Source organism: Planococcus shenhongbingii, from assembly GCF_030413635.1.
GTDB classification, from domain to species: domain Bacteria; phylum Bacillota; class Bacilli; order Bacillales_A; family Planococcaceae; genus Planococcus; species Planococcus shenhongbingii.
Genome location: NZ_CP129235.1, coordinates 3,461,333 through 3,483,608, shown reverse-complemented (window position 1 = coordinate 3,483,608; position 22,276 = coordinate 3,461,333). Strand labels below are relative to the sequence as shown.

At 44.1% G+C, this 22,276-nt stretch carries 23 protein-coding genes; 14 read left to right on the top strand and 9 right to left on the bottom strand.

Annotation, left to right across the window (positions count from 1 at the left end):
- Nucleotides 1–13: 13 nt before the first annotated feature.
- Nucleotides 14–208, top strand: coding sequence for a hypothetical protein (locus QWY16_RS16900; protein ID WP_300990394.1), 195 nt, complete (start codon nt 14–16; stop codon nt 206–208).
- Complete coding sequence (locus QWY16_RS16895) at nt 201–788, top strand: Fic/DOC family protein (protein WP_300990393.1); 588 nt, start codon at nt 201–203, stop codon at nt 786–788. The genes QWY16_RS16900 and QWY16_RS16895 overlap by 8 nt, the downstream gene beginning before the upstream one ends.
- Before the next feature lie 43 nt (nt 789–831).
- On the opposite strand, the gene QWY16_RS16890 is transcribed toward QWY16_RS16895, so the two are convergent.
- Nucleotides 832–1,644 carry an AAC(3) family N-acetyltransferase gene (locus tag QWY16_RS16890; RefSeq protein WP_300990392.1) on the bottom strand — a complete coding sequence of 271 codons (813 nt, stop codon included), beginning with the start codon at nt 1,642–1,644 and terminating at the stop codon, nt 832–834.
- A 91-nt stretch (nt 1,645–1,735) separates the two neighbouring features.
- On the opposite strand from QWY16_RS16890, the gene QWY16_RS16885 reads away from it, so the two are divergent.
- Together QWY16_RS16885 and QWY16_RS16880 are read left to right on the top strand one after the other, a co-directional pair.
- Nucleotides 1,736–2,218 (top strand): acyl-CoA thioesterase, encoded by a 483-nt coding sequence (locus QWY16_RS16885; RefSeq protein ID WP_300990391.1) that lies wholly within the window; start codon nt 1,736–1,738, stop codon nt 2,216–2,218.
- A 230-nt stretch (nt 2,219–2,448) separates the two neighbouring features.
- Nucleotides 2,449–2,661: a hypothetical protein gene (locus tag QWY16_RS16880; RefSeq protein ID WP_300990390.1), complete on the top strand. Its 213-nt coding sequence runs from the start codon at nt 2,449–2,451 to the stop codon at nt 2,659–2,661.
- Between the two features lie 78 nt (nt 2,662–2,739).
- Here the strand turns inward: QWY16_RS16880 and QWY16_RS16875 are convergent, their stop codons facing one another.
- Genes QWY16_RS16875 through QWY16_RS16865 form a run of 3 tightly spaced genes read right to left on the bottom strand, consistent with a single transcriptional unit; the run spans nt 2,740 to nt 5,247 of the window.
- The gene (locus tag QWY16_RS16875) at nt 2,740–3,759 is read right to left on the bottom strand and encodes an SEC-C metal-binding domain-containing protein (protein ID WP_300990389.1); all 1,020 of its coding nucleotides are present in this window, start codon (nt 3,757–3,759) and stop codon (nt 2,740–2,742) included.
- A 49-nt stretch (nt 3,760–3,808) separates the two neighbouring features.
- Entirely contained in the window at nt 3,809–4,333 is a 525-nt protein-coding gene (locus QWY16_RS16870; protein WP_300990388.1) for a GNAT family N-acetyltransferase, read from the bottom strand.
- 11 nt (nt 4,334–4,344) lie between these two features.
- Nucleotides 4,345–5,247, bottom strand: a complete 903-nt coding sequence (locus tag QWY16_RS16865) for an acetamidase/formamidase family protein (RefSeq protein WP_436837152.1) — start codon at nt 5,245–5,247, stop codon at nt 4,345–4,347.
- A 132-nt stretch (nt 5,248–5,379) separates the two neighbouring features.
- Between QWY16_RS16865 and lepB the strand changes: the two genes are divergently transcribed.
- Both lepB and QWY16_RS16855 read left to right on the top strand, forming a co-directional pair.
- Complete coding sequence (lepB, locus tag QWY16_RS16860) at nt 5,380–5,913, top strand: signal peptidase I (protein WP_436837151.1); 534 nt, start codon at nt 5,380–5,382, stop codon at nt 5,911–5,913.
- Between the two features lie 467 nt (nt 5,914–6,380).
- Nucleotides 6,381–8,741 (top strand): purple acid phosphatase family protein, encoded by a 2,361-nt coding sequence (locus tag QWY16_RS16855; RefSeq protein WP_300990385.1) that lies wholly within the window; start codon nt 6,381–6,383, stop codon nt 8,739–8,741.
- 674 nt (nt 8,742–9,415) lie between these two features.
- On the opposite strand, the gene QWY16_RS16850 is transcribed toward QWY16_RS16855, so the two are convergent.
- Entirely contained in the window at nt 9,416–10,579 is a 1,164-nt protein-coding gene (locus tag QWY16_RS16850) for a pyridoxal phosphate-dependent aminotransferase (protein WP_300990384.1), read from the bottom strand.
- 87 nt (nt 10,580–10,666) lie between these two features.
- On the opposite strand from QWY16_RS16850, the gene QWY16_RS16845 reads away from it, so the two are divergent.
- Nucleotides 10,667–11,467 (top strand): carbon-nitrogen family hydrolase, encoded by an 801-nt coding sequence (locus QWY16_RS16845; RefSeq protein WP_300990383.1) that lies wholly within the window; start codon nt 10,667–10,669, stop codon nt 11,465–11,467.
- A 46-nt stretch (nt 11,468–11,513) separates the two neighbouring features.
- Here the strand turns inward: QWY16_RS16845 and QWY16_RS16840 are convergent, their stop codons facing one another.
- Nucleotides 11,514–12,092: a GNAT family N-acetyltransferase gene (locus tag QWY16_RS16840; RefSeq protein ID WP_300990382.1), complete on the bottom strand. Its 579-nt coding sequence runs from the start codon at nt 12,090–12,092 to the stop codon at nt 11,514–11,516.
- Between the two features lie 152 nt (nt 12,093–12,244).
- Between QWY16_RS16840 and QWY16_RS16835 the strand changes: the two genes are divergently transcribed.
- The 4 genes from QWY16_RS16835 (at nt 12,245) to QWY16_RS16820 (ending at nt 16,522) form a co-directional block, all read left to right on the top strand.
- On the top strand, nt 12,245–13,183 hold the full coding sequence (locus QWY16_RS16835) for a carbohydrate kinase family protein (RefSeq protein WP_300990381.1): 939 nt from the start codon (nt 12,245–12,247) through the stop codon (nt 13,181–13,183).
- A gap of 29 nt (nt 13,184–13,212) precedes the next feature.
- A complete protein-coding gene (locus QWY16_RS16830) occupies nt 13,213–13,662 on the top strand; it encodes an OsmC family protein (protein ID WP_300990380.1) in 450 nt (149 codons plus the stop codon).
- A gap of 357 nt (nt 13,663–14,019) precedes the next feature.
- The gene (locus QWY16_RS16825; protein WP_436837197.1) at nt 14,020–15,021 is read left to right on the top strand and encodes a M14 family zinc carboxypeptidase; all 1,002 of its coding nucleotides are present in this window, start codon (nt 14,020–14,022) and stop codon (nt 15,019–15,021) included.
- 73 nt (nt 15,022–15,094) lie between these two features.
- A complete protein-coding gene (locus QWY16_RS16820; RefSeq protein ID WP_300990378.1) occupies nt 15,095–16,522 on the top strand; it encodes a M20/M25/M40 family metallo-hydrolase in 1,428 nt (475 codons plus the stop codon).
- Nucleotides 16,523–16,607: 85 nt separating this feature from the next.
- Here QWY16_RS16820 and QWY16_RS16815 read toward each other — a convergent pair whose 3' ends face one another.
- Nucleotides 16,608–17,300, bottom strand: coding sequence for an oxidoreductase (locus QWY16_RS16815; protein ID WP_367281323.1), 693 nt, complete (start codon nt 17,298–17,300; stop codon nt 16,608–16,610).
- Nucleotides 17,301–17,535: 235 nt separating this feature from the next.
- On the opposite strand from QWY16_RS16815, the gene QWY16_RS16810 reads away from it, so the two are divergent.
- The 3 genes from QWY16_RS16810 (at nt 17,536) to QWY16_RS16800 (ending at nt 20,704) form a co-directional block, all read left to right on the top strand.
- Complete coding sequence (locus tag QWY16_RS16810; RefSeq protein ID WP_300990377.1) at nt 17,536–18,216, top strand: hypothetical protein; 681 nt, start codon at nt 17,536–17,538, stop codon at nt 18,214–18,216.
- A gap of 93 nt (nt 18,217–18,309) precedes the next feature.
- Entirely contained in the window at nt 18,310–20,418 is a 2,109-nt protein-coding gene (locus tag QWY16_RS16805; protein WP_300990376.1) for a type IA DNA topoisomerase, read from the top strand.
- 79 nt (nt 20,419–20,497) lie between these two features.
- Nucleotides 20,498–20,704, top strand: coding sequence for a heavy-metal-associated domain-containing protein (locus QWY16_RS16800; RefSeq protein ID WP_300990375.1), 207 nt, complete (start codon nt 20,498–20,500; stop codon nt 20,702–20,704).
- A gap of 918 nt (nt 20,705–21,622) precedes the next feature.
- On the opposite strand, the gene QWY16_RS16795 is transcribed toward QWY16_RS16800, so the two are convergent.
- Both QWY16_RS16795 and QWY16_RS16790 read right to left on the bottom strand, forming a co-directional pair.
- Complete coding sequence (locus tag QWY16_RS16795; RefSeq protein ID WP_300990374.1) at nt 21,623–22,021, bottom strand: hypothetical protein; 399 nt, start codon at nt 22,019–22,021, stop codon at nt 21,623–21,625.
- A gap of 39 nt (nt 22,022–22,060) precedes the next feature.
- Nucleotides 22,061–22,231, bottom strand: coding sequence for a Na-translocating system protein MpsC family protein (locus QWY16_RS16790; RefSeq protein WP_300990373.1), 171 nt, complete (start codon nt 22,229–22,231; stop codon nt 22,061–22,063).
- Nucleotides 22,232–22,276 lie beyond the last annotated feature (45 nt).

The following is a 22,276-nucleotide window of genomic DNA, read 5'->3' as shown; positions in this document are numbered from 1 at the left end:
ATGAAAGGTGGTAATGATTTTGACGAAATTAGTGAACCGGGTTACCCATGAACAAGCTAACCGTGCCATTTCCTATGCGTCACATTCTCTCGCCACTGAAGGGTTCAACGTGACAAATGAGGATCGGAATTTTGTTCGGTCGGTCTTGACTGGTGAACAGACGGAAGCGCAATTCCACCGGGCCATTAAGACGAAATACAATGTCTAAATATCAGCACTCTTCGATGTACTGCTATCCGGATTCGGACGTATTGATCAACCATTTTAACTTGATGGATGATGAGAAATTGAAAGAGCTGGAGAAAGTCTATACGCTTTTCCGTCTTTCTGAGCTGAAAATTAATAAGCCTGCAAATCCTGTGGATATGGAAGCTTTTTTGGCGATACATCAATACATTCTTCAGGATGTGTATCCCTTTGCAGGGGAGTTGCGGAAAGAGATGATTTCAAAAGGAACTTCCTCTTTTGCCCATCCGAAGTTTATCGAGCCTGAACTTCATAAGATTTTTGCAGAGCTGGCTGCTGAAGACTATTTAAAAGATTTACCGCGCGAAAGATTCATTCAGCGGCTCGCATATTTTTTAGCGGAATTAAATGCGCTTCATCCTTTTCGGGAAGGCAATGGGCGCACCGTCCGGGAATTTGCCAGACAGCTGGCTATTAATGCAGGCTATCAGCTGGACTGGGAAAAGATCCCGGGACCTGCTGAAATCATTAATGCCTTCGTGGACTCATTTAACGCTAATAATAACAGGCTCGAAAATTTACTGGATGAAATTATCTCTTAAGAAAAGCCGGTCCCTTCATTAATGGGATCGGCTTTTCTTAATGCTATTTTTCAACCGGTGCCGGATGGTTCTGAAGCCATTCGATGCCAAACTCGACGAGCGGCCGCATTTCGACCAGCTTCACTTCCGCTTGTCCGAGGGTGCCGGCAATAATTTCGCCTGGATAGTCTTTTGCCAGTTCCGGAAAACGGTCAGAGTCCATGTCTATACAGTCGTAAGTCTGCCAGACGCGTTTTCCATCAATCATCATTGCGGCGCCTTGCGGAGAAGTGGTCCGCGTTTCCTGGACAAATTCAGCGTAATGCAAAGCCGTACACGAATCAAAACCAGTACCAATAAAGAGAATCTTCACATCCGCTTTCATCATTTTACCAAGCGGTGAGCTTTTTCCGAACGAATCGTCGATTGGCTGTTCGCTCATCCATTCGGCTGCTCGTTTTCCTAAAGCCATAAATGAATGAGAGGGATGAGGGCTGCGAATGGTATCAGGATAGCGATGAAAACATTCCGCAATTTTTCCCATTCCCCGGAGTTCAGTTAGATGGGGATCATAAGCCGGCGAATTTTCACGGAATGGCTGATGCCAGTTTTCAGGTATGGGCGGATTCATCCAGTAAACAGGATCAGAGTTGTCTGTAGACTGTGAAGGCATAATCAGGGTGCCTTTAGCCGTTATGGTCTCTATTAAGGCTTCTGCAACGGCCTGAGCGCCTCCAGCTATCCATCCCATCGATTTTAGCGATGAATGGACCATAAGAGAGTCTCCGGCTGTTATGCCCAATGTTTTGAGTTGCTGTTTTAAGGTTTCTTTTGATTGGAATTCCGGTGTGTTTAAAATATGCAGAAATTCAGTCATCTTTACGCCCCCTTGATGTAAATATACCATAGCAGCAAAGCTTGCCGTTTTCCTTTTCACAAGTTAGCATTAATTGAAAGGAGTGTTGAAAATGGAAGCAAAGCCAATGAAAGAATCCAGAACAATCCAGACGAAATTGGTGCTGCCGCCGGATACGAATCACATGAATTCGATTTTTGGCGGAAAGGTACTGGCGTATATAGATGAAATAGCAGGCATCGCAGCCATGAAACATTCACGCCGCCATGTCGTGGTCACGGCTTCTATCGATTCTGTCGACTTCTTATCCTCAGCCCATGTCGGGGAAGTGCTGGAATTGGAAGCAAATGTGACTTCTACAGGACGCACATCGATGGAAGTCTACGTCCGGGTAAAATCTCAAAATCTGCAGACCGGTGAAGAAAAATTGACTACTGAATCATTTTTGACAATGGTGGCCATGGGCGATAATGGAAAACCGGTGCCGGTTCCTGGAGTGATTCCAGAATCTGAGGGAGAGAAACTGTTTTTCAACTCAGCACTAGCACGGCGGGAGCATCGGAAAATGAGAGTGAAAACTCCTCGTACGACTTAAAAAAAGGATGAGGTATTCAAGGTTTTGAGAGAAGATAAAAATGTTAACCTGTGGATAAAAAGAAGTCAGAAAAGTTATCCACATGTGAATAAACATCTTTTTCACTAGTAGTCCACAGAAAAGAAGGATAACTTTTTGATTTTGTGCATAAACTGCTATTAAATTTTTATTTTTCAATAAATGCCTGTTGATTAAATTTTGGGTGTTTCTGTAATAAAGGAGTTGAGACGATGGAAGTTTTTCTTAATTTTATAAAAGGGATTTCCTTGCTTTTCTTTGCCGCAGGAATTATTTTATCGGTTTTGGTTCTCTTTAATTATGGTTTGGGATTTTCAGAAAGCGAGTGGATGGCCATCCGTTTTTTGCGGCTGTATTTATTTTTGGCCGTAACTGGAATCCTGGTTTATATACTGATTCGGTTCCGGAGAAGAAAAGGAGAGTAGAAGGATGTCATGCAGTAGAGACATTCTCTATTGAAATGAAAAGAAAAAGAGCAGCCGCGGCTGCTCTTTTTTCTTGGTTTAATTTTTAGCTAGCAGTTCTTCGAAATAAGAACCGAATTCTTTTGAACGTTTCAAGATAGTGCTCGATGAAACATTGAACTTTTCGCTCAAGTCTTTTGGAGCAAGCATTGGCCCTTTGATCAATTCATGGTCCTGCAGGAAGCGCCAATAACCTGCAACAAGTGCTTCCGGTTTTTGGACAGTTGGCTGCTGGCTGACCAGGTAGCTGTTCATGATGCTGGTCACGTTGTCTACAGTTTCATCATCAAAATCAGCTTGCTCGATGTGTTTGCTAAGCTCAGCCATAACCGAACCGTGTTCCGGTGAAAGCTCAATGCTTTCTTCTACGGTACCGGTTGAATATTTCACAATTTGTTCAACGACTTCCAGATAATGCTCATGCACATATTGGTTGCCATCTGCAGCTTTTTCAGCTTCCATCTTGGCTTTCAATTGCTCAAAGAATGGATTGAAATCGCCGACTACGGTCAAGTAGCCGTTCAAGAACAATGCGCCTTTTTCTCCAATGCGGGAATCGGGAAGCAAAATTGCCAATAAGCCTTGGCCATCCTGCATGTCAGTCGGAGGCTGGTCAGTCATTTCGTAAATATCGCCGGTGAAAGCATCTTTAAACTGAGCGGATGCCTCATTGCCTTTGATGAATTGTCCCAGGAAAACCCGGACGTTCTTCCAATTTTCAAGAACTTCTTTAGTAGTTGGGCGTTGAGCAAGCTCAATATGCTTCACTAAGAAATTCTGCCACAATTCCGGTTTTTTCATAAACAAAAAGTTTTCAATGACAAATGCTTGCGCATCATTTTCTGCCATCGATTCCATTAACTGAGGCTGCCATTCCTGTTGAAGCTGACGGAAATCCGGCAGTTGTTCCTGGTTCGGGTTTTCTGAAAAGAATTGCTGGCGAACTTTGAAAAGTTCGTCATTCACTAAGTCATTAATGGAAACGGATTGTTGTTTTCCGTGACACTTTTTGTATTTCTTGCCGCTGCCGCATGGGCACGGATCATTTCTTCCTACCATTCTTATCACCTACATTTTTTCTTGAGTGTAACACAGAATGGCGTTTCGCTCAAAAGTCGGACGATTCTGACGTCAATTTGCCGTATAAAAACATGTCATGCCGCTTTCCGTCACGCTGTAAAAATTCCCGATAAACCCCTTCTTTTTGAAAACCCAATCGCTCATACATGGCGATTGCAGGCTGATTATAATCAAAAACAGTGAGCTGCAGCCGATGCAAGTTCAATTCATTCCAGGCGTAATTCATCAGTATAGCCATGGCTTCTGTGCCGTATCCATGGCCTTGGAAATCAGGGCCAAGCGCAATGGACAACCAGCCGACCCTATGTGGCCACTCAATATCTTCAATGGCGCAGACGCCCATGAAGGTATCGAGCCCGACCGGACGGATGGCAAAGCGAAAATCCCGCTCCGTATTTTCCTGGAACCAGTCGTTTGCCTGCTTCTCGGAAATTTCACGGATCGGGCTGGAATTGTAATTTCGGCCGAATCCCGCTTCGCCGTTCCATTTTCGATAGTCGGGTAAATCTTCAGCACGCATTGCCGTTAAACAAACTTTTTCTCCTTTAAACATAATGGCCTCCTTCAACTGAATAATTGAATGTCCAAAGAATCCAGCACATGCTGGGGCACGAAAAAGCGGACAGTGACAAGCGGATCCACCACTTGGCTGATTTGAGTTTCACCAGCTACGCTCATCAGCATGGTAATTTCACTGACACTCATGTCGGTATAAGGAAGCAGCAAGTCAATTGTTTCTTCGACAGCCGTCTTCACCGCTTCATCAAGAGTCATTGCCGAAACAAGCATGGCGAATCCATCACTGTTTTGAAGAATCGGGAATTTGGAATGCTTTCCTTTGATGACATCAAAGGTTACGGTGGCACGCCCAGGAACTTCAATTCCGGAAACGCTGACTTCTCCGTCTCCCATCGCCGCATGAAAATCGCCTAAGGCAAAAAGAGCGCCTTCTGTAAAGACAGGAAAGTACAGCGTCGCGCCTTTCGTAATGAGTTTTGTATCCATATTGCCTCCATGCGGCCCGGGGGTACCACATGATACAGGTTTTCCTTCAGGGGCTACTCCGATTACGCCAATCATGGGATTCAAAGGCAGATGGAGGCGTTCATTGAATATCGCTTTGCCGTCTTTGATCGGAATAATCTTCGATTCCATTTGCTCGAGCCGGTGACCCATCACACCAAGTTCCGGTCCAGTTACCATAACTCCTTGAGTGCCGATTTCCAATTCATCAATCGTCACTTTCAAAAGGTCCCCATATTCCGCTCCTTCAATAAAAATCGGTCCGGTTGCAGGATTGATTTCATTCCAATCGATTGCAGCGACTTCCTGATCGGCGGACTGGATCTGGTTTTTAAAGCAATCATAGGTTTCAATTGCCACAGTATCCCCTGGACGGATATGCAGCACAGGCGGATTTAAGGTGGAGAAACTGTAGATGACCTCTTTAGCGGGCAAAGTTTTCAAAAGTTCCATCTCCTTTTCGGAATATTTACATAATTGTAGCAAGACCATAAAGGAATAGCAAAAGTCAAAGTGCAAGCAGGCGGGCACTGTAGTAAGATTGAATGGAGAAAAAATAGCAAGAGGGGGATGCCTGTGGATGAAGAAGCATTGAATGGCCTTATTAATTGGATGAAAATTATTATTCTTACTGCCGCCATTGTTCTGGTATCCCGCCAATTTTTGTTTGAACCGGTTTCGGTGCATGGGCAATCCATGATGCCGACTTTTGAAGAAGACGATAAAGTAGTCTTGAGTAAAATCAGCCGGATTGACAATTTCGATATGATTGTTTTTGTAGCACCCGATCAGAAAAATTACATCAAACGCGTGATTGGCATTCCGGGAGACCGGGTGGAGATGAAAGATGATCAATTGTACTTGAATGGAAAGCGGGTTGCCGAACCTTACCTCGAAGAAAACCGGAAATGGGCAAAAGAAAATGGCTATCCGGAACTGACAGCCGATTTTGGAGAATTTATAGTGCCTGGGGACTGTTATTTTGTTTTAGGGGACAATCGGTTAAACAGCGTCGATTCCCGGATGATTGGTTTTATTTTAGAAGAAGCGGTCATTGGGGAAGTGAAGTTCCGCTTGTCGCCGGTAGAGAACATCGGCATCGTCAAATAAGGGAAGCGGCCTATTTGGAACCGGATTGGAAATTAAAAGTTTAGGCAGCGATTCTTGATAGGAACAAAATATATTGAGCTTGAAATTCCAGTGAGAAACGGATTAAAAATACTTCGGCTGGAATCGTTTGCAGGTAAAGCGGACAGCTAAGCAGGAAACAAGGCAGTATAAAAATAAGAAGCCCGGAATAATTCCGGGCTTCTTATTTTTATGCTGCTGAATATTTCTGTCTCTATAGATTGAGAGCATCCCTTTTGTCATGTTTTGTCAAAAAAATTGTAGTACATGGAACCTATTTACAGCTTTCTTTTTGCTGTTTTTCCTGTATAATAAGAAAAATCAGAAATCTTTTTAAGATTTAGGAAGCTGAAATTCTATACAGCTTGCATGGGAAAAAGATGTATGGTGCATCTTAAGCTTCAAAACAATAGGAATTAGGTATGGGAGTGATAATGATGGCTCATTCAATGGGAAACTCGAAAACGTGGAAGAACTTATCTCTAGCGGCCATTGGGCTTTTTATAGCATTTTCTCCTTTGAGTGCAAATACCGGTACGGCAGCAGCAAATGGAGCGGCTGAAGCGAAAGCAATCAGCACTGTAAGCGGCCAAGATTTACGGAAGGACACGGTAATGAATACGTATGGCCTTGCCGGAAAACTGGTGGATGAACAAAAGCGCACTTATCAGGATAAAATGTATAGTTCATTGAAAATCTGGGACAAAGAATTTCTGGCCCATTACAACAATCCAGACGTTTATCCTGCAATAGCAATAGCATTTGCGCCTGGAGCGGATGAAACCAGCTTTAATTTTTCCTGGTACTCCCCAAAGACCAACTTTCCCGGTGTCATTCAATACGCCAAAATTACAGAAGGAGTGCCTGCAGAATTTCCGGAAAAGGCTGAAGTTGCAGCCGCTGCATTGGACAAGGCATCATTTGGTTTTGCTGCTCATGAAGCGACAATCACCGGCATTGAACAGGCCTCCGAGTACGTTTACAGGCTGGGTGACGGCAAAGGGAAATGGTCGGAAATGTACAGTTTCAAAACACGCAATGCAGATGCATATAATTTCCTGTTAATGGGTGACCCGCAAATCGGTGCTTCCGGTGATGTGGCGGAAGACAGACAAGGCTGGGAGAATACATTGAACAAAGCAATTGAAAAATTCCCGGATGCCAGTTTTATTCAATCAGCGGGGGACCAAGTGGATTACAGAAGCTCAGAAAAAGAATTTGTTGCTTATTTTGCTCCTGAAGCCCTGCGGCAATACCCGACTGCCACCACCATTGGGAACCATGACTACAATAAATATTACGAATACCATTTTAATGTGCCAAACCAGAACCCTGAATTAGGGAATTATGACAACTCCGGTGGAGATTATTATTTCACTTACGGTGACACATTGATTATGAATTTAAATTCGAACAATGACAAAGCAGAAGAACATATTCAGTTTATGAATGAAACAATCGAAGCAACTGCTGACCGGGACTTCAAATGGAAGTTTGTCGTATTCCATCATTCCATTTACAGTGCAGCCGCTCATTCTGATGCAGAAAAGGTTATCAAATTGCGGGAAAGTTTGGTGCCGGCAATAGATGAGCTGGATATTGATGCTGTATTGATGGGACATGACCATAGCTATGTCCGCACCTATCAGATGAAGGCGCTGCAGCCACTGAAAAATCACATGGTTCAAAATGGCAGTGTCGTGAATCCGGAAGGAACGGTTTATTTTACAGCCAATTCATCGAGCGGCAGTAAATATTACGCAATCGAACCCGACCCTGAGCCGTATGCAGCGGTAAGGAACCAGCTGGAAACAACCACATTTACGAACGTGGCGGTTACTGCAACGAGCCTGGAGTTCACTACTTACCGCGCCGATACGATGGAGGCAGTGGATTCCTATAAAATCATAAAGGACCCTGCAATTCCCGTAGTGGTTCCAGCGCTGGAGAAAGTAGAGCTGGAAGTTACCGGTAATGTATTGCCTGTTAAACCCATTTCCCTTTACCCGGAAGTAGTGCTGAAAGTGAAAGGGACAAATGTGGAAGGGGCGCAGTATGATATCCTTCCGGAACAAATCGAATACAAAGCAGACCGGGAAGGGCAAGTCTCTTTCGCAGCTGATGGCAAGGTTTCTCTGGCTGAAAATGCAGAACTAGGAGAAGTCAAGGTTTGGGCAGAAGTGGCAATTGAAGGAGAGACGTTCAAAACGGAAGAAACCACTCTTTCCATCGTTGATCAGGAAGAACAGCAGTTCATTGAAAAAAACAGTGAATGGTCTTATCTCGATGACGGTTCTGACCAAGGAACGGAATGGAAAGAACCAGAATTTGATGACAGCGACTGGGACACTGGAAACGCTCCTTTAGGTTATCCGGAAGATGAAGAACATGAACGATTTGGAAAAATTGAAACGGAAATAGGCTATGGATCCAAAGAATCCGATAAATTCGCTACCTCTTATTTCCGAACCGAGTTTGAAGTGGAAGATTTAGATTCGATTGGGGATTTAGGCTTTATCGATTTTACTGTGGATGACAGTGTAATCCTTTACTTGAACGGACAGGAAATCGGGCGCTTCAATTTGCCTGAAGGCGATATCTCCTTTGACGATTATTTATATGATGTAGCTGATAAAAATCTGTCTGAAGAAGGCAAAGTGGAAAGAATTCGGTTGGATGAAAACCAATTGGATCATCTGGTGGAGGGACGAAATGTCCTGGCAGCAGAAGTGCACCAAGACGATGCCCAAAGTTCTGATCTGTATTGGGATATGGAATTAATAACGGCAATAAAATCTAAAAACGAATAATCGAACCCTTACGGTCACTGGTACCTTGCTTGAAGAAGCTGGATAACAGAAGCGAGCTGAAACGCCCGACAAATGAATGTGATTTGTTGGGCGTTTTTTATGGAGGAAAGAGGAATCTTTCATCTTTTCAACTGCAAACGGCGGCATTTAAAAGGCGTAAATAGTTGACTGAAATAAAAAAGCTCGGCCGATTATAGGCTGAGCTTTTTTAGACTGTAGACAAAGTCAAAGGCTGATGAATATGGTTGAATAAAACCAACCGGGCCGGCCACTTCGCTTTCCGTGGGCTCGGCTTCAGCCTCCTCGTCACTTAGAAAACCCGGTGCTCCTGCATTGCACCTGCATCGCTGCGCTAGCTTCGGTGCAGAAAAAACCGCCGCTGCGCTAGCTTCGTCGCAAACGAATCGTGCAAGCACAATTCGCTTCCTGCGGGGTCTTCAGCTCGAGTCGCTTCGCTGCTCCCACAGGAGTCTTCGTGGCCGGCCCGGTTGGGCTTCACTTTTGAATTAAGGCGATGATGTCAAAACACGGCTTCAACTGCAGCAATTGCTCCTCGAGGACGCTTGGGATTCCAGCCTGCTCCAGGATCCGGCATTGCGCCAATAAAAGAGGGATGTTTATTCCGTTAGCATGATAAATATACTTTTTTCTAATACTGTTGAACAGAGCCGGCATCAAAACAAATTCAATTTCTCGATCCGTGCAATAGCTTCTGCAATGCGTGCTTCATCCACCAATAGGCCGACACGGATATAACCTTCGCCGCTTTCTCCAAAGCCGCTGCCAGCAGCTGTTGAAATATTGGCGTGTTCCAATAGATAATCCGCAAACTCGATACTGGTAAAGCCTTTAGGAACAGGCAGCCAAGCAAAGAAAGAGCCTTTCGGGGCATCAATCTTCCAGCCTATGCGCTCACACTCTCTCTTAAGGACAGTCCGGCGTTTTTCGTAAGTATCGACCAGGCTGGTGACGCATTGCTGATCGCCTGTCAGTGCTTCTGCCGCTGCCAGCTGGAGGGCTGGAGAAAGACCGGCAAAAAGATGATCCTGTATCAGGTTCAGCGCTTCGATAATTTTCGGATTGCCTACTGCAAAACCGATGCGCCATCCGGCCATATTGTATGTCTTCGACAAGGTGTACATTTCGACACCTACTTCTTTCGCGCCTTCGGACTGCAGAAAACTTGGCGGTTTTATCCCGTCAAATCCAACAGCTCCGTAAGCAAAGTCATGAATGACTGCAATATTGTTTTCTTTCGCGAAAGCTACCGTATCATCGAAAAAGCTTGGATTGGCGACAGCGCCTGTCGGGTTGTTCGGGTAGTTTAAATAGATGAGTTTCGCCTGTTCTTTGGCCGATTCGGGCATTTCTGCAAAGTCTGGCAAAAAACCATTTTCCGCTTTAAGAGGGAACGTTTCAAACTGGGCTTCCGCTAAAGGAGCACCGGATAAATAATCAGGATATCCGGGATCAGGAAGAAGCATCAAATCGCCGGGGTTTAGAAAAGCGAGCGGCAGCTCAACTAAGCCGATTTTTGTGCCGGCAAGCACTGCAACTTCCGTATTTGGGTCGATATCAACATCATATTCGCGTTTATAGAATTCAGCAGCTGCTTGGCGCATTTCCGAAATGCCGCGAAAAGGCGAGTACTTATGATTTTTCGGGTCCGCTACTGCTTCCTGCATTGCTTTGATGATATGTAACGGCGTTGGCTGATCAGGATTTCCTTGTCCGAGATTGATAATGTCACGGCCTTCTGCCAATGCATCGCTTGTTTTCGCCGCAAGCTTCGAGAAGAACTGTGGCGGCAATTGTTGTAATCGATTTGAAAATTCCATGATTGCGTCCCTCATTTTCTAAATAATTGCACTTCTACTCCAAATCTTATAGAGTTTAAGTAGGATTGTCTACTGGAGGAGAAAAATATGAGAATTGCTTGTGTTCAGATGGATATTGTATTTGGGGAACCGGAAGCCAACTTTAACCAAGTTTCAGCGTACTTGGCAGAAGCTTCCAGAAAAGGGGCAGATACAATCGTACTGCCAGAAATGTGGAATACTGGCTATGCTTTGACAAAATTGGAAACACTGGCGGACGGCTCGAACCGCACAGTCAACTTTCTGAAGGAATTTGCGAAAGCCAATCAGGTTAATATTGTCGGTGGGTCTGTTTCAATCATAAAAGACAGCGGTTTTTATAATACGATGTTTGTGGTGAATAAAGACGGAGAACTGGTATCTGAATACGATAAAGCCCACCGTTTCGGGCTGATGGATGAACATATTCATTTGGAAGAAGGCAATGGGCTTGGCACTTTTGAATTGGAAGGCGTGACTTGCGGCGGGGTGATTTGTTATGACATCCGTTTCCCTGAGTGGATCCGTGCCCAGGCATTAAACGGAGCTAAGGTCATTTTCGTTCCTGCTGAATGGCCAGAAGCCCGTATTGATCACTGGAAAATCTTATTGCAAGCCCGGGCAATTGAAAACCAGTGCTTTATTGTCGCCGTCAATCGTGTCGGCAGCGATCCGAAAAATGCTTTTGGCGGAAGTTCAATGGTTATTGCCCCATGGGGAGAACTCCGTTTGGATATGGCAATGCAAGAAGGCATCGGCTACGCGGACATTGATCTGGATGAAGTGGAAGAAGTGCGCAAGCGCATTCCGGTATTTACAGATCGCCGTGAAGCGCTATACAGCAGCTTTCAGCCATCAAAGAAACAATAAAAAACAACTGCCGCCCCGGGAAAAAACGGAGGCGGCAGTTGTTTTATTATATCAAAGCAGTGGCGCTTACTTTCTTAACCATATGGTGGAATGGCTCGCCAATAATGGTCCAGGGTTCGGAAATAGCAAAGCCCAGCCGCTCATACAAGCGAATAGCTCCTTCCTTTTCAACGTCAACATTAAGGGACAGTTTTCCTCCACCGGCCTTCAGAACTAAAAGGTCTGCATAAGAAAGCAGTCTGGTTCCGATTTTCTGCCCTTGGAATTGAGGGGATACAGAAACTGTATCGATATACCATTCATCAAGATGGGCTTCCGGTTCAATCGTCCGGTGATGGCCTTCGGCTTCGAGCAGGTCAATCAGGTATTGATCGAGTGCCTGTGCTTTACTGCCAGGATAAAGTACCAGTGTTCCTGCAACGGCTTCACCCATTTCGGCGACCCAAGTGAAAAGATGGCTGTGCCGGGTATTGCAGCCGCGGATCATTGCCTCGACTTTATGCAAAATGGCTTCCGGCTCAGATTCAGCTGTCATATGGGCTGCGATATCGCCGATCGCATTGATGATCAGCGGAGCTACAGCTTCTGCATCTTCAGGCGTAGCCTGACGTATCGTAAGGTTCATGCAATATCACTCCTTTTATTTGCTTAATTATAACAGTGCCTGAAATAATGGAAGAAGTAAATGAAATGCATAAGCTTAATCAAAGTGAAGAAACTATCATTTGCTGATTAAATACCTAGCGCTGCTGAGCGTTAAAACCAGGAGGCAATTTTATGATAAACCCAAAGCACATCCTTACTTATGGAGATGCTTTTGTCGATTATATTGCATTAGACACTAAAAATGATTCATTTAACAGGCATTTGGGAGGGGCAACCGTCAATGTGGCTGCTGGTGTCAGCCGGCTTGGCCTGCCTTCCAAGTTCATCACCATTACCGGAGATGATGATACTTCTGCATTCGTTCGTGGAGAACTTGAAAAAGAAGGAGTCGATTTAAGCTATTCCATTATTGTGCCGGAAAAAAGGGTGAGCGGTGTTTATGTCCACTTTACTCCAGAATATGATCGCATATTTGCCAATTACGAAAATGAGACGCCCGATCTTCAAGTAGCAGCACATGATTTGAAAGGCGAAGCATTCAAGAATGCAAGTATATTTCATATGTGTACGGGCACAATGTTCCATCCGGAAGCCTTGAAGACCACGGTTGAAGCAGTCCGGCTTGCAAAAGAACAGGGAGTGCTTTGTTCCTTCGATGTCAATATCCGTCCGCTTAGATGGGAAAGCGAAGAGCAATGCCGGGACACTGTTTTTAAATTTCTGGCAAATGTTGATATATTGAAATTGACAACAGATGAATTGATTTTTTTAATGGAAACTGATTCTGTTAAAGAAGGGATAAAGCAGCTGTCAAAATTCAACATACCGCTGGTGTTGTTGACGGATGGAGAAAACGGGACGCATGCCTTGTTTGAAGGAGAGGATTTCCACGTGCCGGTCATTCCGGTCCAACCGGTGGATACAACCGGGGCGGGAGATGCCTTTGTAGCGGGGACCCTCCGCTATATCCATTTGAACGGGATGCCTAAAACAAGGGCGGAAGTGATTGATTGCACCTTATTCGCCAATAAATTAGGGGCACTTTGCACCACTAAACCCGGAGCGCTTACGGCGATGCCGAAGCTGGGTGAATTAGAAGAGTTGTCTTAATAAGCATAAATAGTAAAGGGGAGAGGAAATTGGCAAAACACAGTTTTCATTTAACAGCGCAATGGCCGGGGCTTCGCAATGATGTGGGAGAAATCGAAGCAGGCAACTTAAAAACCGAAATTTCGATTCCGCCGGAAATGGACGGACCCGGAGTCGGGACGAATCCCGATGAAATGCTGCTGGGAGCTGCAGCGACCTGCTACATCATTACGCTAGCGGCTATGTTGGAGCGCAGCAAGCTGAACAAGGAATCCCTGACGATGGAATCTGAAGGCATCGTGGACGTTACGAACGGCGTTTTTACGTATCAAAAGATCATCCATCGACCAAAACTGGTACTGGACAAAGAAGCATCGGAAAAAGATTTTTCCCTCGCTCGGAAACTTGCTGAAAAAGCAGAGTCATCCTGCATGATTAGCCGGGCAATTAAAGGCAATGTAGAGATTGAATTGCAGGCAGATATATCTATTGCCCAATAATAACCAGTTACTTAAACCATCCGCCTCTGAATTTCAGAGGCGGATGGTTTTTAGATGGGTTGCTTCATTGATTCAATTAGTCCTAAAGACCCTAATAAATAGAATATTACAAAACTATATTCCTGTTTTGGATTTTTTAGAAGGATTTTACAAAGCTTGAAATGAATAACCCTTAGGGATGCGAAACTTTCTGAGGGACAGCTTGTTCATTTCTTTTGCGCGCATCCAGAACCGGAAAATTTTTATAAAACCAGAGGGAGTGGTGGATGAATGGTCAACGGATTCACAAAACAGAAGGATGGGAAACAGAATCGTGCAAGGAAGAAGCTGGTGGCATTTTCAGTTGCCGGGGCGTTAATGCTGAGTGCTTCACCGTTTACAGCCCCTACGGCAGAAGCTGTTGGCAATGGACCAGGATATGGCGGCAACGAAACCATCAACACATCAATTTTGCACACGTATGATGAAATGGTAAATTTCTTAAAGAAACAGGAAGGAAAGCAAAAGAATATGGAACTGGAAGTAATCGGCCAAAGCGTTAAAGGGCGAGATCTATATTTGGTGAAATATTTGACGGATCCTGAAAATCCCACCATCCTGTTTTTGACCCAGCAGCATGGCAACGAACAGCTGACTACGGAAGGTGCTCTTGAATTTATCAAGCATTTAGGGACAGGGAAAATGAAAGGGATTACAGACGGGGTCAATATCCTGATTGTGCCAATGCTCAACGCAGACGGAGCGATGGGAGATGTCGATTTTTCTTTGGAGGATTATGTGGCCAGCGGAGACCGCCATTTAACGCGCTATAATGCCCGTGAAGTGGATTTGAACCGCGACCACGTCAACAAAATACAGCCGGAAACCCAGGCGCTCCATAATAACGTGATGCGCAAATACGATATTGATTACATGATTGACCTTCATCATCAGGGCACAGAGAGTGAGCGGGACGGCAAGCTTGTGTCGGGATCTATTCTTTATCCGACTACTCCCAATGTTGATCCGGACGTTTTACTGAAATCCAAACAGCTTGGCGCCGTAGTCTTTAATGCCGTTGACCCTACAGGATGGGGCCATATCGCCAAATACAGCGGAGGCGATGCAGAAACCATCAGCCGCAACGGAATTGCTGTAGAATATGGCATTTCAACGCTGTTATTTGAAATGAGAGGTATGTCCGACCATGAATACGAACCGTATGTCCTTGGGCAGAAAAGCAATGGCTACCTGATTAAGCAGACCATTACGACACTTGATGCTGCAGTGCGCGCAATAGCGGACGGTTCCATTGCAGACGCTGATATTTCATTCTGGGATACACTTGCCACGCAAACCACACGCTCGTCCGAAGAATAAAAACAGGAACCTGAATTTTATGCATTGCTTTTTCCGTACAACTATAAAATTTCTAAAGGAGTGTTAGAAAATAATGAAGAAATTTTTATTCAAGAATGACAGCCAGCCCGCTAAAATAAAAAAATCCATTTTAAGCTATGCGTTAGCAGGAGCATTGGTGTTTAGCGCTTCGCCATTTGCCATTCCTGTGGCAGAAGCAGGCAGTGTTTCGGCTGCAAATAATGCGGCTCAAGATCAGAAAATAGTGAAGCGGGTAGAAGCTGAACGGGCTATTGAGCACGTCCGCTACTTGTCGGAAGAAATCGGTTCAAGGCCAGGTGGGCTTGAAGCGGAAAAGCAGGCAGCAGATTACGTAGCCAGAACCTTGAAGGGTTATGGCTACGATGTGGAGTATCAATATTTTCCGGTAGCAGATCAATACATTGCGGACGTTTCTTTTGAAGATGGAACAGCCTGGGAAATGGGTGCTGCACCTAATGGCAAAATAAGTGCTGAAGCTGTTTCAGGAGATGTGATTTATGTTAAAGGGGGCCTCAGCCCATCTGATTTCCCTACAGAAACAAAAGGGAAAATCGTTCTGTTGACCAGAGAATCTACGACCGCCAATTATCGCACTCAAGTCGATAACGCAGTCAAAGCCGGTGCTGCGGGCGTCATTCTTCAAAGTGTAGTGGGAAGCCGGGGGAATTATGGATCTGCATTTAATCCGAGCTTAACAGCTTCTTATGACGTTCCGGTATACGGGGCGGCATATGTGCAGGGCGAGTGGCTGAAAGAACAGCTTGAAGAAGGAGCGGTGCGGCTTGAACTTACTGCTGCCCGTTACACGGACTTGAAGTCGGTCAATGTGATCGGCACGAAAAAAGCGAAAAACCAAAAAGCGGATAACAAAGAAGTTCTATTGACTGCTCATATGGACAGTGTAGTAGGTGCTCCCGGGGCTAACGACAATGCTTCTGGCGTAGGACTGATGCTGGAATTGGCACGTATATACAAAGGCTATAATACAGACAAAGAATTGAAATTCATTGCATTCGGGTCAGAAGAAAGAGGATTGCTTGGAGCCAGATACTATGTCGATCAATTATCACAGCCTGAAAGAGAGAACATAGAAGCAGTATTCAATCCGGATATGGTCGCTACTAAATACGAGCAGGCCAAAAATTTATATGCCATGACGGTTGATGGCAGCAAAAACATTGTGACGGATTCCACAGTGGCAGCTGGAGCGCGTCTTGGGAATTCGGATATATTGCCAGGACAGTTCGGATCAAGCGATCACGTGCCCTTCCATAATGCAGGCATTCCGGCAGCACTGTTCATCTGGATGGGAATAGACAGCTGGGATCCGCTTGTCTACCATATTGAAAAAGTTTACCATACGCCGGAAGATACCATTGAAGACAATATTTCTGAAGAACGCATGCAATCAGCATTGGATATTATCGGCGCGGGCTTGTTTGACGTCATCCGGAAAGACGTGCCAGCAGCGAAGAAATAACTGGGCATCTAAGAGTGTTAAACAGGACTGGCTAACAATATCGGACCTGGAGTGAAATAAAAAAATGACATCGGATTCCCCGATGTCATTTTTTTTGTTGCGCTGTTTTGGAGCGGCTGATTTCATAAATCCGGTTGGACGGATAAGTGAAATGGCCGCTGTAATCTGTCTGGCCGACCTGGTACATCGCATAAGCGACACGCCGTGCGCTTACAGGCTTATATTTCTTCAGCTTCCCAAACAACAGCGGACTGAACACTGGAGCTAAAAAACTGGCGATTTTTTCGCCAAGCCGAAATTCCTGCCGGTCACCCAGCAAAAGCGAAGGCTGGAAAATATGCAGTGCATGCAAATCCAAGTTTTTCAGCTGCTTTTCCACTTCACCTTTGGTACGGCTGTAAAAGACTTTTGAATGCGGATCGGCACCTAGCGCTGAGACGATCAGGAAATTTTCAGCGTTGTGCTTTTTTGCCAACTCAGCCATCTTTAATGGATATTCATAGTCCACTTTCCTGAAAGCTTCTTGTGAACCGGCTTTTTTGATAGTTGTGCCTAGACAACAGTAAATATTATTCACATTAAAATATTCTTCATAATTTTCAAGCCGGTTATAATCAACCAATACCTGCTCTAATTTTGGATGTTTGATTTCCATTCGTTTTCGGACGAAAATCTTTACTTCTTCATATTTCGGACTTTCCAGCAGTATATGCAATAATTCGGTACCGACCAATCCGCTGGCTCCTGCGAGCAAAGCAGTTTTGCTATCAATTGTCATAGTATGCTCCTCATCCTTTTCTATACAACGGCCCGGGTTTTGAGGCAGCCGGGTTATCTCCGTAAAACCTTGATATCCTATTAAAGCACATTGGCAACTGTTCAGGGAATAGCAATATTTTAAAGAAATAGTAAAACTTTTTTTTATTATACTACTCCGGATTTCCTTGTGCAGAGGATTTTAAATTTACAGGAAAGGGAATATTATTTTTAATGCTGGGAACGGAGGAACTAATATGACGGAAATCCTGTTCATCCTATTATATTCTGTCATTATGTGGCTAGTTATTGAAATTGCAGTTGTCCTTTTTGCAGCCACCGGCCTTAAAAAACCCATTGCCCGTTATCAAGTCATTTCAATGCTTACTGCTACGGGATTTACTACAGACGAGTCTTCATTGATCATCGATCATCCCATACGAAGAAGGATTAGTGCTGCTGTTATTTTGTTCGGGTATTTCTCTCTCGCAGTGATGATTTCATCAATTGCCTCTATCTTATCGAATGATGTGCGCACAAATCTGCTGGTGATCGTTATCATTATATTTTTCGCTGTCTTGATGCTATTAAGAAATAAAGTCATCTCAACTTTCTTAACCAATAAGTTTGAACACGAGATGGATGAAGAATACGATTTGGAAGATTGGCCGCTTAAAACAGCGCTGTCCTTGAAAGAAAACGATATGGTGGCAGAAGTGGAAATAAGAGAAGACTCCAAGTATACAGGCCAGGCATGTGAACAATTGATTTTGAGGGATGATGATATTCATTTGCTGTTTATCAAAAGGGGAAACATCATTTTACGCAAATCATTGCTCGAGGAAAAATTGCAGCTTGGAGACCGGATTATGATTTTTGGAGATAAAGAAGCGATAAAAAATAAGTTTTCAGGCATGCTGGTAGATGAATTAGATTAAAAGGATAACCAAGCGTGATAGCTATCAAAAAGCTATGTTTTTCAGCGTGAAAGGGTACAATATAGAGAAAGGAAGAGCGAAAGGACGGAATATATGAAACCAGTTATAGTGGCTGAAAAGCCAAGCCAGGCAAAAGCATATGCTGAAGCGTTCAAGACGACGAAGCGCGAAGGTTATATGGAAGTGGCTCCGGACCCGATATTTCCAGAAGGTGCCTACATTACTTGGGGCATCGGCCATCTAGTGGAATTGAAAGAGCCAAAGGCCTATGACCCGAAATGGGGCAAGTGGAAACTTGATGCTTTGCCAATTCTGCCTGAGCAATATCAATTTCAAGTAGCACGAGGGAAAGCCCAGCAATTTGGCATTATTAAAAAACTTATCCACCAAACCGATACCGTAATTAACGCATGCGATGTGGATCGGGAAGGATCTAATATATTTTACAGCATCTATTATCAGACAGGCGCTAAAGGCAAGAAAATCCAACGGTTATGGATCAACTCGCTTGAAGTGGATGAAGTGCGCAAAGGTTTTAAGGAATTGCGTGATAATCGCCAGGACTTATTGCTGTATCAAGAGGCGAAAGCCCGTCAGATCAGTGATTGGCTGGTCGGCATGAATGGCTCCAGGCTTTACTCTTTGCTGCTCCAGGAAAAAGGGATACGTGAAGTGTTCGCCATTGGCCGAGTCCAGACTCCTACAGTATTTCTGATTTATCAGCGGGAAAAAGAAATTGAGGCATTTGTGCCTGAACCGTTTTATGAAATTGAAGGCGTATTTCAAGCCGAAAAAGGCAAATATAAAGGGAAAGCGAAGATCAAAGCGAAAGAGCGCAAAGAAGCGGAAGAGTTGCTGGCCAAACATGAAATCCTGAAAAAAGCGGACGGTGTGGTGGTCCAGCTGAAAACGACGGAAAAGCGTGTACCGCCGCCTTTATTGCATTCGTTGTCTACATTGCAGGCCGTTGCCAACCGGAAGTGGAAATACAGTCCGGCAAAAGTGCTGTCCGTCATGCAGGGTTTGTACGAGAAAAAACTTGTCAGCTATCCGCGAACAGATGCCCAGCACATTACACCAGGCGAATTCAGCTATCTGGCAGGGCAAGTGGAGAAGTACCAGCAATTGATCGGGGCAGAATTTCCGATTGCGTCAAAAGCGCCGAAAAAGCGCTTTGTTGACAGTGCGAAAGTGCAGGAGCACTACGCCATCATCCCGACGAAAACCATTCCGACGGCACGGAAACTGGAAGGGCTTGCCCCGGATGAACGCAATCTTTACGAAGAAGTGCTGCGCACGGCACTCGCTATGTTCCATAGGGACTATCGCTATGCCGAAACGAAAGTAACGACGGATGTCCAGGGGCTGCCTTTCTTCACGACCGGCAAGACCGATCTCGAACAAGGCTGGAAAGAACTGTTTCCGCCTGCCAAAGAAGCAAAGCAGGAACCCTCTCTTCCGGAACTTCGGGACCGGGAACCGGTAAAAGGCGATATTGCGATTAAAGAAGGCATGACCACTCCACCGAAACCGTATACTGAAGGCCAGCTGATTGCTATGATGAAAACATGCGGAAAGTTTGTTGACGATGTGGAAGACACCGAAATCCTGAAGGAAATCGAAGGGCTGGGAACGGAAGCGACTCGCAGTGGGATTATTGAGACCATTAAGCGGCATGAATATATTACAGTAAATAAAAACATCGTCTCAATTACTGATAAAGGACGTATTCTATGCCAGGCGATTGAAGGGAATTTATTGTCAAGCCCCTCGATGACAGCAAAATGGGAAACTTATCTGAAAAAAATTGGCCAAGGCGAAGGGTCTTCAGAAGTTTTCCTTGACACAATCGGCAAATTCATCCGTAAATTATTGGACGAAGTGCCAGCGCAGATGCAGAAAAATGGCTTGCCTGAACAAATGGCCACACCGGATGCAAAAGATGAAATAGCGCTGTGCCCACGGTGCAAAAAAGGCATGATTGTTTCACGCAAAGGATTTTACAGCTGCACGGAATATGCCAACGGCTGCAAGCAGTCGTTTCCGGCAACTTTTCTTAAAAAGCGGCTCACCGCAAAACAAATTGAGTATTTGTGCACAAAAGGAAAAACACCTGTGATTAAAGGGTTTGTCTCTAAAAATGGCAAAAAGTTCAATGCGAAATTGGTGCTTGAAGAAGGAAAACTAAAGATGGAGTTTTGACTTCTGAGCATCATCCCTTTTAATTATCCGGTTTTTGGGTATAGACTAGAGAACTGGATATTTGAAAGGATGATTTTTAATGGCGACAATGACTGTCAATGTAAAAGAAGCGACATCTGAAAATTCTATTCAAGCATTAGAAGGTATATTAATGAAAATGAGCGAAGTGGAACGCGCACTTGTTGACGTCGAAGAAGGCGGACTCAAAATCACTTACGATGAAAACCAGATAGATGAAGATCAAATTATTAAAAGGATTCAGTTGGAAGGCTTTCATATCGCTTAAGAAACAGGAACAAAGTTTCTTTACGCTGCTGGAAAAGTAATGTAAAATGAATTTACTTGGAAAACAAGAGTGTTTCCGACTTATAAGGAATAATTGCTTTTTAAAGTAAATAATTTTGATTGTATGTAATTTAATTTGATATATGATTTGGTATCGTGTTTCAGACAATAGAGCTGCTAACAAAGCCGAAAAGAATCCCTCGGATTCTTTTCGGCTTTGTTCGGCTTTTATTAGAAAAGGGGCTGGGTTCTATGCAATATTTCATTGATCATAAGCGCAAGCAGATTCATCAAAGATAATATGCCGGAGACCATTGTGGCTTTACGGAGACACCAGTCGAGAAAAGAGAGTTTGCAAATTCCTTTTCATACATTGAGCGGCTTGAAGAGGAAAAAGAATATATAGAGTGCCCATTTTGCCGAACCATACAGATCGCCATGGATTAACTTCGTATTGAAAAGGAGGCCATTATGGATTACTAAGAGTTAATAGCAGAACGCGGATATTAGCATGGCCAGATAATTAAACAGCTCGAGTACAAACAAACGATAAAAGGGTTTACTAAGAAAGCACAAAAGGTTTCGGGCTTGATAGAAACTTCCTGGCTGAATAACCGGACTATCATAATCAGACAATCAGGAATTTTTATCCATATTGAAAAAGCTGGATCTCCAGCCAATCTTAAATAGAAATATGCATGAAGTGGTTTTAGACTGGAATTTCGGGGACGGCAAAGCTTATATCGTATTAATTTTGGAACCCGACAATACATCAAGTGAAACAGCAAAAACCCTCGTCTTTCTTTTAAGGCGGGGGTTGCTTATTAATGTGAAGGGGCAATTGCTTCTAGAATTAAGACCGTATACCCTTTATCTCCATTAAAATCCCAGTCCACAAAAGTCTCCAGAACTTCTCTTTTTAATTTCTTCCATAATTAGATTCTTTCGCCAACCGGTATTCCAATGGCCGTTTTGCGAGTTTTAATTGCTCCATAAAACCGCTCTTGATCAGTTCTTTTTCAATTTGAACGAAAATCCCTGCACGTTCAACCACTATCGTCCGATTGTTTAACCAATAAGATTCTGTTTTCTCGGGTTCCATTTGTCCTTTTATGCTTATTTCTCTCACTTCTTTATCAAAAGCTTCATGGTCAATTTCAGCTGGCCACTTAAAATCCTGGCAATCTGCGTCCTCGTGCAAAATCGCTAAAATCAAACCTGATTGGTTTTCGGGATGCCAATCCGCATAAATTTCTTTTACATCAAATTCTCCAATTCCTCGTAAATTCAGCTTGATTTCAGATGTAAGTTCACTCATTACCATATCCCTGGTCTCCAAAACGCGTGGTCTTTGATTTTAGTTAAGCAGACACTTTTCAGTAGGCTCTAAAAATCCTCTTATATGGGCCGTAATGAACGGAAATTTAATAGTAACAAATACAGAAGTCGGCCCTTTGCCGAAATGCATTCGCAATAATGTGGAAATGTAACCACCAATTTCCGTTTGGACCGATTTTGAATGCAGCATTATAATCTCCTCCAAACCAAATAATTAGCAATCCATTCTAGTTGC